9 protein-coding genes and 2 tRNA genes are annotated in these 12,685 nt (G+C 58.7%); 2 read left to right on the forward strand and 9 right to left on the reverse strand.

Annotated features, from left to right (window positions below; genetic code table 11):
- Positions 1-17 precede the first annotated feature (17 nt).
- Together C8275_RS03225 and C8275_RS03230 are read right to left on the reverse strand one after the other, a co-directional pair.
- Complete coding sequence (locus C8275_RS03225) at positions 18-956, reverse strand: DUF4373 domain-containing protein (RefSeq protein WP_234395691.1); 939 nt, start codon at positions 954-956, stop codon at positions 18-20.
- Positions 957-1,289: 333 nt separating this feature from the next.
- Positions 1,290-1,619 carry a hypothetical protein gene (locus tag C8275_RS03230; protein WP_234395692.1) on the reverse strand — a complete coding sequence of 110 codons (330 nt, stop codon included), beginning with the start codon at positions 1,617-1,619 and terminating at the stop codon, positions 1,290-1,292.
- 303 nt (positions 1,620-1,922) lie between these two features.
- On the opposite strand from C8275_RS03230, the gene C8275_RS03235 reads away from it, so the two are divergent.
- Positions 1,923-1,993: transfer RNA gene (locus C8275_RS03235), tRNA-Gln, on the forward strand.
- 177 nt (positions 1,994-2,170) lie between these two features.
- Here the strand turns inward: C8275_RS03235 and C8275_RS03240 are convergent.
- From C8275_RS03240 to C8275_RS03255, 5 genes are all read right to left on the reverse strand, one after another.
- The gene (locus C8275_RS03240) at positions 2,171-2,965 is read right to left on the reverse strand and encodes a gluconate 5-dehydrogenase (protein ID WP_022385015.1); all 795 of its coding nucleotides are present in this window, start codon (positions 2,963-2,965) and stop codon (positions 2,171-2,173) included.
- A 16-nt stretch (positions 2,966-2,981) separates the two neighbouring features.
- On the reverse strand, positions 2,982-3,113 hold the full coding sequence (locus C8275_RS14915; protein ID WP_255413979.1) for a hypothetical protein: 132 nt from the start codon (positions 3,111-3,113) through the stop codon (positions 2,982-2,984).
- Entirely contained in the window at positions 3,110-3,952 is an 843-nt protein-coding gene (kduI, locus tag C8275_RS03245; protein ID WP_106484080.1) for a 5-dehydro-4-deoxy-D-glucuronate isomerase, read from the reverse strand. Before kduI ends, C8275_RS14915 begins: the two co-directional genes overlap by 4 nt.
- A gap of 948 nt (positions 3,953-4,900) precedes the next feature.
- The gene (locus C8275_RS03250; protein WP_022385013.1) at positions 4,901-5,905 is read right to left on the reverse strand and encodes a 2-oxoacid:ferredoxin oxidoreductase subunit beta; all 1,005 of its coding nucleotides are present in this window, start codon (positions 5,903-5,905) and stop codon (positions 4,901-4,903) included.
- Between the two features lie 86 nt (positions 5,906-5,991).
- A complete protein-coding gene (locus C8275_RS03255; RefSeq protein WP_106484081.1) occupies positions 5,992-7,839 on the reverse strand; it encodes a 2-oxoacid:acceptor oxidoreductase subunit alpha in 1,848 nt (615 codons plus the stop codon).
- 343 nt (positions 7,840-8,182) lie between these two features.
- On the opposite strand from C8275_RS03255, the gene C8275_RS03260 reads away from it, so the two are divergent.
- Positions 8,183-8,254: transfer RNA gene (locus tag C8275_RS03260), tRNA-Arg, on the forward strand.
- Between the two features lie 175 nt (positions 8,255-8,429).
- Here the strand turns inward: C8275_RS03260 and secDF are convergent.
- Both secDF and C8275_RS03270 read right to left on the reverse strand, forming a co-directional pair.
- On the reverse strand, positions 8,430-11,453 hold the full coding sequence (gene secDF / locus C8275_RS03265; RefSeq protein ID WP_106484082.1) for a protein translocase subunit SecDF: 3,024 nt from the start codon (positions 11,451-11,453) through the stop codon (positions 8,430-8,432).
- A gap of 144 nt (positions 11,454-11,597) precedes the next feature.
- On the reverse strand, positions 11,598-12,683 hold the full coding sequence (locus C8275_RS03270) for an endonuclease/exonuclease/phosphatase family protein (RefSeq protein WP_022385009.1): 1,086 nt from the start codon (positions 12,681-12,683) through the stop codon (positions 11,598-11,600).
- Positions 12,684-12,685 lie beyond the last annotated feature (2 nt).

Below are 12,685 nucleotides of genomic sequence, written 5' to 3' on the forward strand. Positions count from 1 at the left end.
CTGATTCAATATTTGGCTTATGGCAGGGGATCTCGTTGCGCGACGCAGCGGGGTCCCCGCCTTTTATGCCCACTCTCCGGGCGACGGCTCAGGTCTTCAGGCTGAGCAGGTAACGCCCCGGCAGACGTATCTTCCCGCCGCTCTCCCGGAGGACGCAGAAGCCGCGCCACACGCTGTGCCCGATGGCGCCGTAGTTGCTCCGGCAGATGATGGCATACTGCTCGTCGGGCGGGATGCGGAACTGCCTGAGGTTCTCCAGCAGACCGCGGAAGTTGCGCTTCACCCCGTCGGCAGGCGGCACCAGGCGCTCCAGTGCCTCCGGCGTCCACAGCTTCCGTCCGCCCGTCCGTCCAGGCGCAGCAGAAGGTCCCTCCTCCGGACTCCTTTCCGTTTCCCCGTCGAGGGGGGAACAGGAGGGGGTTTGCTTTGCTCTGCTCTGCTGTTCTTTTCTTTGCTATGCTATGGGGGTCTGTGGCGGGTGAAATGTCCCCTTCCGCGGGTGAAACTGCCGCCATTCGTTCGGTTTTCACGGACGCCTCCTTCGGGGCTTCCGTCTCTTCGCCCCCGTCGGTCAGCAGCGACAGGTCGGGGTCGATGAGCGACTCGCGCGCCTTCTTCTTCACGAAGGCGAACTGCTGCTGGATGTGTGCCGAGGTCAGGATGTGGCGTCGCTCGTACAGTCCCGCGTCGAAGATGCCGCAGTCCACCGCCGCCTCCACCACGCGCCGTACATCCTCGTCCGTGAAGCCGTAGAAGTCCGCGGCAATGTCCTCCAGCAGGACATCGTCCACCTCCAGGTAGTAGCCCTTGTCCGCGTAGATGCACGAGAAGAGCCACACGAGGATGCCCACCGCCCCGTCGCCCTCGCGTTTCATCAGGCGGCGCACCGTGCGGTGTGTGATAAAGTCTGTGTCCAGGGGGAAATAGTCCAGTCCCCGTTTCTTGATTCTAGCCATAGTTCAAGGTTTGTTGTTTGTTCATGGTAAACCCGAATCGGTCATTAGACCGCTCAAAGTTCTCTCCGATTCAAAAGGGCAAGCTCTTTGAGCATCTTGTCCACTCTGTCGACATCTTCTTCCTCGTTCTGTCTCGACGTAGCCCGCTACGTCTTCACCAAAACGAGAAACAAGCTGCCTGACAGATGCGAACAATCTACTCAAAGTCTAATGGCTGATTCGGGTTAAAAAGAGAAAGGCGCAAGCGCCATGCACGTCACGTGGTTTTCAAACATTGAATCCCCGTCCGGCATGCCTTGTGCCTTTCCGTGTGCGGCCCACCGGCGTGCGCCCTCACTCGCTGTCCTCCATTGCCGCTTCGCGCTCCTTGCGTCGGCGGACGCTCTCCGCCACCACGCGCAAGGCATGGCGGATGAGGGTCATCCTCAGTTCGCGGTCTTCCACTTCGGTCAGTACCAGGTAGCTCCGGTACGTTTCCGTGCGCGGTCCGAGCGCAGACTTGCCCCGTTGTATCCGGCTCGCCTGACGGCGGCAGGCCTTGCAACGTGAGTCCGGTTTGCCCGTGCGGGCATTGACGTAGAATTCGGTCAGCGGCAGCTGACGGTGGCAGCAGGGGCATTGGCGCATCTCTGTCTGCAACGGTGTGTCTTCCATCGTGTTCATATCGCAATTTGTTTTTGTTATTAAATCACTAGCAAAGATAGTATACATATATAATACCATCCAAGTAAATCACGAAATTAATTTTCACGGGCGGTTGTCGCGCTGTGAACCAGTTCGTGTTTCGTTGCCGGACGAGCCGATGTGGCGACGACTGAGGACTTTCGTTGGGGCTCTCCGGGGGCTTCCCTTTTCCCCACAGGTGCCGATGTGACAAGATTCCCGAAAAAATCCCGGTAAACATTTGGAGCATATCGCCCAAACGCCTATCTTTGCATCGCTTTTCAAAAGAAAGCACAGAATGATTGGACTATGGTGTAATGGTAGCACAACAGGTTTTGGTTCTGTTTGTCTAGGTTCGAATCCTGGTAGTCCAACGGTTTACTGTTAAGAAGGTTGACCCGGAAGCACCGCTTCCGGGTTTTTTCATGCCCTTGCCGCACCTGCGGATACACGCAGCGGGCATGTCCGGAGGGTTGTCCGGGCATGCCCGCTGTATGCTTCTGGTCCGGCGGACGGCGACGGTGCGTCCGTCCGTCAGCCGGTCACACGACTCACTTGGGCTGCTTGCCGATGTAGGCGAGGATACCGCCGTCCACGTAGAGCACCTGGCCGTTCACGAAGTTCGACGCGTCCGAAGCGAGGAACACCACCGAGCCCATCAGGTCCTCCGGCGTGCCCCAGCGTGCTGCCGGAGTCTTGGCGACGATGAACGAGTCGAACGGGTGGCGGGAGCCGTCAGCCTGACGCTCGCGCAACGGGGCGGTCTGCGGTGTGGCGATGTAGCCCGGGCCGATGCCGTTGCACTGGATGTTGTACTCTCCGTACTCCGATGCGATGTTGCGGGTCAGCATCTTCAGGCCGCCCTTCGCAGCGGCGTAGGCGGACACCGTCTCGCGTCCCAGCTCGCTCATCATCGAGCAGATGTTGATGATTTTTCCGTGACCCTTCTTAATCATGCCCGGGATGACTGCCTTCGACATGATGAACGGGGCGGTCAGGTCGATGTCGATCACCTGGCGGAACTCCTCCACCTTCATGTCCGTCATCGGGATGCGCTTGATGATGCCGGCGTTGTTCACCAGGATGTCGATGGTTCCCAGCGTCTGCTCGATGTCGGCAATCATGGCGCTGACCTCGTCCTCCCTGGTGACGTCGCAGAGGTAACCCTTCGCGTCGATGCCCAGCTTCTTATAGTCCGCCAGAGCCTGTTCCATGTGCTCCTTGCCGCGGCAGTTGAATGCAATCTTCGCACCTGCCTCTGCCAACGCCTGTGCCATGGCGAAGCCGATGCCGTAAGCGGCGCCCGTCACGAGGGCGACCTTTCCTTCCAATGAGAAATTTACCATAGTCGTATAGATTTGATTAAGTCTCCGCCTGTGCCTGCGGGCAGAGGCTGACGGCTGTCTGTCGCCGTCCGTCTGCCGGGAGGACCTGCGGAAGTTGAATGATTCGGGTGTTGTCGTCCGTCCGTCCGGACCCTTCGGTGTGCCTCATCTCAAGTCGGTGATGGCAGCGAAGTCCTGGTCGCCATAGTCGAGGTTCTCCCCGCCCATGCCCCAGATGAAGGTGTAGTTGTGCGTTGCCGCCGCGCTGTGGATGGACCATTCGGGCGACAGCACTGCCTGCTCGCCGCGCATCCACAGGTGGCGCGTCTCGTCCGTCTCGCCCATGAAGTGGCAGACGGCGTGCTCCTCGGGCAGCTCGAAGTAGAAGTATGCCTCCATGCGACGGCTGTGCACGTGTGCCGGCATGGTGTTCCACACCGAGCCGGGCTGGAGTTCCGTCATGCCCATCTGCAGCTGGCACGTGGGCAGCACCTGGTTGACAATCATCTTGTTGATGACACGGTGGTTCGACCCTTCGAGCGAGCCCATCTCCACGCTGATGGCGTCCGCCCGGGCAATCTTGCGGTCGGGGCAGGTGCAGTGTGCCGTGGTGGAGTTGAAGTAGAACTTCGCCGGACGGCCGGCGTCGCGGCTCTCGAAGGTCACCTCGCGGTCGCCCCGTCCCAGGTAGAGCGCCTCCTTGTAGTCCAGTTCGAACACGGTGTCGCCCGCGCGCACGATGCCCGGTCCGCCGACGTTGAAGATGCCCACCTCGCGCCGTGTGGTGAAGAAGGGAGCCTTCAGCGGGTCGATAGCCTCCAGGCGGAGCACCTCGCCCACAGGCTGTGCGCCGCCGACGACCATGCGGTCGTACATGGAATAGACCATATTGACTTCGTCGGGTGTGAATACTCGTTCGATGAGGAAGTCGCGCCGTATGCGCGTCGTGTCGTAATGCTTCGCGTCCTCGGGATGCGCCGCATAGCGTATTTCATAGTTCGTTTTCATAAGCAGGAGATTGCCTTTCGTTGTTAGGGTTATCCACAAAGATACAGCTTTTGGGTGGCATGTACCACCTTCTTTACTTTTTTTTACAAGAAAGGGAGACAACGATTCAATTGACAATTGACAATGGACAATTGACAATTGCCGTTCGGGGTGTGGACGGTTCGATGGCGGAATAATTGACAATTGACAATGGACAATTGACAATTGCCGTTCGGCTCGTGGATGGTTTGGCGACGGGGAGATGGACCGGGATGGGCATTTTGACAATGTGACAGTTTGTCAAACGAAGGGCGCGAGAATGCCCTTCGTTGCGCCAAAATACGGATTGGTGACCGGGAAGGGCCTTCTCGGGCGATTCGCGAAATACACATGGACGGGGTTCCCGTCGGTTTCCTTTCCTTTTGTTCTGTTTCCCCGTCCGTTTGTTCCCTTCCGTCGGTCTTTTCTGACGGACGGACGCACTATCACACATCGGAAATCGTGTCTCTTTGGACTCTAAAAAATGAAAACAGGTGGGTGTTTTCGTACGGACGAACGACCACGACGGTGCGGACACGTCGGTACGGTGGTACGGACGCGTCCGTACGAAGCCAGTCACAGGTGCTTTTGTTCGTGGAAAGGGGTGCGAAGGAGGCTTTTTCTGCGTTAGAAAGAGTTTGTTTATGTGAATTTATGTCTATCTGAATGCGCTGTGGAGGATGTATGTTAAGATATTTAACGCGCGATTTTCCAGAAGGGACGAAATCGCGAAAGTACGCGTCAGCTGAAAACGGCAAAACGGGACATTGTGACAGGGGAAACGGCCGGATGACTATCATTGTGTCACACGCGCAGGAACACAAAGGCACGGAGGGACAGGGTCTGTCTGCCTGTCTCCTCCGTGCCTGCGTATCTCGGTTGTCCGGCGGACGGGTCACATCCGGCGGACGGGGACCTGTGCACCCGGGGTTATTCCACCACCCAGGTGTCGTTGGTCATGAGCAGTTCGTTGAAGTTGTGGTACGGCTTCTTCGCGCCCACGGTCTGTATCTGCTCGTTGACGGCAGCCTCGTAGGTGGGTGCTGCCACGTCGCGGATGACGCCCAGTGCGATGGGGAAGTCGGGGCCGTCCATGAGGGCGAGCTTCAGTTGGAGGGTGTCGTCCTCACAGTGTGCGTCGTGCACGAGGATGTCCTTCTCGGTGATGCCGTTCTCGCCGAGCTTGACGACCTTCAGGCCGAAGCCCTGCTGCATGAGTCCGTACTCATTGTTCTCGCCGAAGAGGAGCGGCTTGCCGTGCTCGACGTAGATGGCGTGTTTGGCTCTGCCCTCCTTGGTGTAGATGGACTCGTGTGTGCCGTTGTTGAAGATGACGCAGTTCTGCATCACCTCGACGACGGCTGCGCCCTTGTGTGCGACGCTTGCCTTGAGCACGTCGACGGTGCCGGGTGCGTCAGTGGCGACACAGCGTGCGAAGAAGCGTCCGCGTGCACCGAAGCAGAGCTCGGCGGGGTGGAAGGGGTCTTCGACGGTGCCGTAGGGGGATGACTTGCTGACGAAGCCGCGGGGCGACGTGGGCGAGTACTGTCCCTTGGTGAGGCCGTAGATGCGGTTGTTGAGCAGGATCATGTTGATGTCCACGTTGCGTCGGATGGCATGGATGAAGTGGTTGCCGCCGATGGCGAGTCCGTCGCCGTCGCCTGAAATCTGCCAGATGGTCAGGTCGGGGTTTGCCACTTTGCAGCCGGTGGCGATGGCAGCGGCGCGTCCGTGGATGGTCTGCATGGCGTAGGTGTTCATGTAGTAGGGCAGGCGGCTGGAGCAGCCGATGCCTGAGATGACCGCTGTTTCATAGGGGGCAATGCCGATTTCAGCCATTGCCTTGTGGAGGGAGGCGAGGAAGAAGTGGTCGCCGCAACCCGGACACCAGCGGGGTTGTCCTTTCTTGAAATCTTTAGAAGTATATTCTGTCATGGCTTTGTTTCCTTTTAGTTGGTGTTTTTGTTTCTGCCGACGGGCGTTGTGCCTGCGCCGGCGTGTTCACGCTGACGGGGGGAGGCTCACTTCTTGAGTATTTCCTCGAATGCCTCGACCAGTTCGGTCACGACGAAGGGCTGTCCCTTGACCTGGTTGAACTGATAGGGGACGAAGTTGTCGACCTTCATGCGCAGGTATCCGGCGAGCTGTCCGAGGTTCTGCTCGGCAACGACCACCTTCTTGTAGCGGTGGAGCACCTCGGCGGTGTTCTTCGGCAGCGGGTTGATGTAGGAGAAGTGGGCGAGGGCGACCTTGTGTCCTGCCTTGAGCATCTCTTCCATGGCGGTGTAGAGGTGTCCGTAGGTTCCGCCGAAGCCGACGATGAGCAGGTCGGCGTCATCGGCACGGCCGAGCACCTTGAGGTCGGGCACGGGGATGCGGGCTACCTTCTCGGCACGGAGGCGGCACATCTTGTCGTGGTTCTCCGGGTCGTTGGAGATGGCTCCGGTGTCGCTGTCCTTCTCCAGTCCGCCGAGGATGTGGGTGAAGCCTTCCTGTCCGGGGAGTGCCCAGTAGCGTGCTCCGGTCTCGGGGTTGCGGTGGTAGGGGGCATAGCCTTCCTTCATCTCGGGGGTGACGTAGGGCGGACGGATGGCGGGGTATTCGTCGATGTTGGGCAGACGCCATGCGGCGGAACCGTTGGCGACGAAGGCGTCGGTCAGGAGCACGACGGGGGTCATGTGCTCGAGGGCTATCTTGGCGGCGTTATAGGCTGCGTCGAAGCAGTTGGTGGGCGATGTGGCGGCAATGACGGGCATGGGGGACTCGCCGTTGCGTCCGTAGAGGACTTGCAGGAGGTCGGTCTGTTCCGACTTGGTGGGGAGTCCGGTGGAGGGTCCGCCGCGTTGCACGTCGAGGACGACGAGCGGAAGCTCGGTCATGACGGCGAGGTTCATCGCTTCGGACTTGAGGCAGATGCCCGGTCCGGAGGTAGAGGTGGCAGCGAGTGCGCCGGCGAAGGCGGCACCAACAGCGGATGCGCAGCCTGAAATCTCGTCTTCACACTGCATGGTGGTAACGCCCAGGGACTTGTGCTTGGAGAGTTCGTGCAGCACGTCGGTGGCGGGGGTGATGGGGTAAGACCCCAGGAAGAGGCGCAGACCGGCTTTCTCGGCGGCTGCGATGAGTCCGTATGCGGTCGCCTTGTTGCCGGAGATGTCCATGTAGCGTCCGGGCTTCTTGGCGTGCGACTCGATGCGGTAGGTCGAATTGACGGACGAGTGGGTGTTGTGTCCGTAGTCGTATCCGGCGTGGAGGACCTTGATGTTGGCTTCTGCCACGTCGGGTTTCTTAGCGAATTTCTCGCGCAGGAACTTTTCGGCTGCGTTAAGGTTTCGGTTGAAGAGCCAGCAGACGAGTCCTACGGCGAACATGTTGCGGCACTTGAGCATGGCCTTGTTGTCCATTCCGGTGTCGGCAAGGCAGTCCTTGACCATCTGGGTGATGGGGGCTGCGACGACGTCCTGCTGGATGCCGAGCTCCTCGATGGGGTTGTCGGTGGTGAATTTTGCCTTGTCAAGGTCGGTCTTCTTGAAGCTGTCGGTGTCGATGATGATGCATGCGGTCTTCTTGGCGAACTTGTACTGCGTCTTGAGCGCTGCGGGGTTCATGGCAACGAGCACATCGCAGAGGTCGCCGGGGGTGAAGACCTGGTCGGCTCCCACGTGTACCTGGAAACCGGAGACGCCCGTAAGGCTGCCTTGCGGGGCGCGGATGTCTGCCGGATAATCGGGGAACGTACAAATGTCATTGCCGACTGTTGCTGATACGCTGGAGAAGATGTTTCCTGCCAGCTGCATTCCATCGCCGGAGTCGCCCGAGAAGCGTACTACGACTTCATCGAGCTCTTTTACTTCCATTCTTTCTGCCATATTATTATTGTGATAAAGGTGTTTGTTTACTCATTGACGGACAAAGGTCTGTAATGTTCACGAATAAAGCAAGCAATTGGTGTGCTATTTTTCCCGGACGGGTACTCTTTTGCCGCCACGGGGGTGTTTTTGCGGCGGAATTGTAATATGTAAGGGGAATTGGGTGAATGAAGCGTCTATTGTCAAGTGTGTATGCGCGGAATTGAACGATTACGGGATGGTTTGCTTACAATATGTCAGGCGTATGTTATATATCATGTTTTCGGGGCAGTTGCATCGTGTGGGCTGTTTGTTTGGAGGATACGCATTTTTCGTTACCTTTGCAGGCAGATTAGGTATTAGGGCCCTTGTAGTTCAATGGATAGAATAGAAGTTTCCTAAACTTTAGATTCGAGTTCGATTCTCGACGAGGGTACACATGTTATCATGATTGAGATGTTTGGACGCAGCCACAGTGACTCCGTGCGGGTTGGTGTGTGCTGCGCTTCTTTTTGTGTGCGGGTGCCGTAAAAGGACAGCCGCCATGCTGGTCCCCTGACGGGGCAGGCATGGCGGCTGTGCCGTTATGTGCTGTTGCTGTAAGGCGTTGCTTATGCTTCGGCAGGGGTTTCTTCCTTGTCGGCCTTCTTCATCTTGTTGCCCATGACGAGGTATGCCACCGGGGCAGCCACGAAGAGCGAGGAGAAGGTTCCGAAGACGACACCCAGAATCATGGCGAACGAGAAGCTGCGGATGCTGTCACCTCCGAGGATGAAGATGCAGATGAGCACGATGAGCGTACTCTGTCCGGTGTTGAGCGTACGTGCCAGGGTGGTGTTTAGTGAGTCGTTGTAGAGGCGGAAGTGGTCGCGCTTGGGGTAGAGCCCGAAGTACTCGCGGACACGGTCGAAGATGACCACCTTGTCGTTGATGGAGTAACCGATGGCTGTCAGCACGGCGCCGATGAAGGTCTGGTCGACCTCGAGCGAGAAGGGCATCCAGCCGTAGCAGAGCGAGTAGGCTCCGATGATGAGGATGGTGTCGACTGCCAGTGCCACAACCGAACCGACGCTGTACGCCACGTTGCGGAAGCGCAGGAGGATGTAGAGGAAGATGGCGATCAGGGCGAGTACGACTGACCAGACGGCTGCTACCTTCATGTCCTCGGCGATGCTCGGACCCACCTTCTGGGAGCTGATGATGGAGCCGCCGGTGTGGTTGTCGCGGTCGATGAAGACTTCGAGGGTGGTGCCCTTGGTCAGGAGGTTGTTGTCATAGAGTGCCTGGTAGAGCACGGCCTCGATTTCGCTGTCGACGTTCGGGTCGTTCTCCTCGATGCGGTAGTTGGTCGAGATACGCACCTTGCGGTTGTCCGTTCCCAGGGCAATGACCTGAACGTTGCTGTCGCCGAATTTCTCGGAGAGAGCCTCGCGTACGGTCTCCGGTTGGGTATCTTGCTCGAAGGTCACGACGAAGTTGCGTCCGCCGGTGAAGTCGATGCTCTGGCTCAGTCCGCGGATGGCGAACGAAGCGACGCAGACGGCGATGAGGATGCCGAAGATGGTGAGGTAGCGTTTCACGTGTCCCATGAAGTTATACTTCGGGTTGACCATCAGGTTCTTGGAGAGCCCTGTGGTGAACGTCAGGTTCAGCCACTTGTCCTTGCCCATGTAGTGCTCGTACACCAGACGGGTGAGGAACACGGCGGTGAAGAAGGAGCAGGCAATACCGATGATGAGGGTCGTGGCGAAGCCGCGGATGGGGCCTGTACCGAAGAAGAACAGGATGATACCGGTGATGATGGAGGTCAGGTTGGAGTCGAAGATCGCGGAGAAGGCGTTCTTGTAACCGTCCTGCAGGGCGCTCTTGACGTTCTTGCCCAGGCGCAGTTCCTCCTTCGTGCGTTCGTAAATCAACACGTTGGCGTCGACTGCCATACCGAGGGAGAGCACCATACCCGCGATACCGCTCATGGTCAGTGCTGCCTGGAAGGACGAGAGGATGCCCAGGGTGAAGAAGAAGTTAAAGACGAGTGCCATGTTGGCTACCATGCCCGGGATGAAGCCGTACATGGCGCACATGTATACCATCAGAAGGATGAGGGCGACGATGAAGGAGATGACGCCCTGATTGATGGACTCCTGTCCGAGTGACGGTCCGACGATGTCCTCCTGCACGATGTGGGCGGGGGCGGGCATCTTACCGGAGTTGAGCACGTTGGCAAGGTCCTTGGTGTCCTCGAGGGAGAAGTTGCCGGTGATCTGGGACTGTCCGCCGGTGATTTCGTTCATCACGTTCGGTGCGCTGTAGACATATCCGTCGAGCACGATGGCAATGGAGCGGTTGATGTTCTGCTTGGTGAGCTGTGCCCAGCGGCGTGCGCCCTCGGTGTTCATGTTCATGTGGACGCAGGGCTTGCCGAACTGGTCGTAGCCGTCGCTGGCATCGGTGACCACGTCGCCTTCCAGGGGAGCACGTCCGTCACGCTCGGTGACACGGATGGCGTAGAGCTCGAAGGTGGAAGTCTTGGCATCGATGGCCTTCACGCCCCAGAGGAGCCGGAGTTCCTTGGGGAGGCTGTTCTTCACTTCCGGCATGGCAAGGATGCGGTTGATGGCGGCGGTGTCGCGTGCCAGTGCATAACCGGCGATGCCGCCTCCGCCCTGGCTGACCTGCAGGAGCGAGAGCAACGGGTGCTGCTTCTTCATCTCGTCGGCAGCTGCGTTGCTGGCAGCCTTTGCCTGGTCGCCCTTGAGTGCGTTGGCGAGGCTGTCGGCGATATTGGTGGCTGAGGAGTCTGCCTTGGCCGTGGTCTCGGCCTGTGCGGCAGGTTCGGTGGCGGCAGCAGTGGCGGTGGTGTCTGCCTTGGCTTCACCGGCGAGTGCCAGTGCGGCTTTGGCGTCGGCATCCATCAGGTAGGGAGCCACTTCCTGTCCGTTGAATGTTTCCCAGAATTCGAGATTGGCAGAGCCTTGGAGGAGCTTTCTCACACGTTCGGGCTCCTTGATGCCCGGGAGCTCGACCATGATACGTCCCATGCCGCCCTCCAGCTCCTGGATGTTGGGCTGTACGACACCGAAGCGGTCGATACGTGTACGGAGGACGTTGTAGGAGTTTGCCACTGCCGACTTGATTTCACTGCGGAGCACGCGTTCCACTTCGGCGTCGCTGCTCTGTGCGCTGACCTTGTCTCTCAGTTGCTGGGTGGCGAATATCTCGGCGAGGCGTTTGCCCGGGGCGAGCTTGTGGTATTCGTCGACAAAGAGGGTGACGAAGTCGCTCTGGCTGCTGACTTGTGCCTTGGCAGCGTTTGCCACTGCCTGGTTGAAGGCTTCATCCGTCTTGTGGTCCGCCAATGTTTTCACTACTTCGGGGACGGACACCTCGAGGATGACGTTCATACCACCCTTCAGGTCCAGACCCAATCCGATTTCCATCTCACGACACTGTTTTAGCGTATAGTTCCACAAGTAAACCCGCTCGTTCTGCATGGAGTCGAGGTAGTGTGTCTCCCCCTGTGGGTCTTGTGCCGCCAGCTTCATGTAGTGGCGCGTCACAAACGAAAAGGAGAGGTAGAACACACAGACGAGTGTGAGCAATACCGCAAAAACCTTAACAAATCCTTTGTTTTGCATGTTACGTTACTTAATTATTTTATCTACTTTATTAATATGCATACGTTACAAGGCTGCAAATATAGCCTTTTTTTCAAATTCGGGCAGTAAAAGAATAGTAATTATTTGATTCGTAGAGCGGATTTAGCCGATGGGGACGCCTTCTCATGGCTTTTTGTCCACATAGCACCAGATGGGGTAGTGGTCGGAGTTCTTGATGCGGCTGTCGACGGTGCAACGGTAGGACTGCAGGTCGGGGCTGATGAGGATGTTGTCGATGCGGAAGAGGAAGCCGTTCCGGTGGTAGGAGATGCCCAGCCCGAAGCCGGACTCCACGAAGGCGTCCGTCAGCCCTTCGGCGATGGTGCGGTGGGCGTAGGAGATGGGGGAGGTGTTGAAGTCGCCGCACACGATGAGCCGCTTCCGGCCCTGCGAGGCTATCAGGCGGGCGATGGTGTCTGCCTGGTGGGAGCGGATGGAGGTGGCTTCCGCCAGCTTGCCCAGCAGGAGGCGCGACCCCTCCTTGACGTCGGTGCTCTCGGGTGAGCGCAGCATGCGGACGTACGTCTCGCGGTCGCTGGTGGTGAGCTTGTTGGACTCCAGGTGGTTGTTGACCACGGTCAGCGTGTCGCCTCCGCACAGCAGGGTGTAGACGACGCTGCCGTTGAAGTCGCTCCCGTAATCAATCGTACGGGCGTGCAGGATGGGGTAGCGCGAGTAGCAGGCGAGGTGGTTGCCGCCCTTGCCCACGCGGCGGACGTCCTTGTAGGGGTAGGCGGAGAGCACCCGGTCGATGTGCGACTGCTTGAGCCGTCCGCCACGGATGTACTCCTGCAGGCAGAGGATGTCGGCGCCCGAGTCGCGGAGGTAAGCCAGGACCAGATTGGGGTTGTCGGGCGTGTCCGGATGGTCGGCGTCGAAGCCCATGACGTTGTAGGACAGGAACTTGATGGCGCCCTCGGGAGCGTCCGCCCGTCCGAAGTTCAGCGGACAGTACGTCCGGATGGCGGGCAGGCAGCAGAGCAGACCCGCCAGCGCCACGAGCGCATAACGGTAGTACACCACCAGCCAGAACAGCAGGAACAGCACCGTCCCCAGGAGGAACACCGGGAAGGCGAGCCCCGCACACGACTGCACCGGGTGACGCACCGGGTCGATGTACGGGCTGTAGGCACAGAACAGCAGTCCGCAGACCCACAGCAGGTTCGCGGCGAGCAGTATCCATCCCAGCAGGCGTCCGATGTATTTCATTG

This window comes from Bacteroides sp. Marseille-P3684 (assembly GCF_900291465.1).
Taxonomy (GTDB): domain Bacteria; phylum Bacteroidota; class Bacteroidia; order Bacteroidales; family Bacteroidaceae; genus Phocaeicola_A.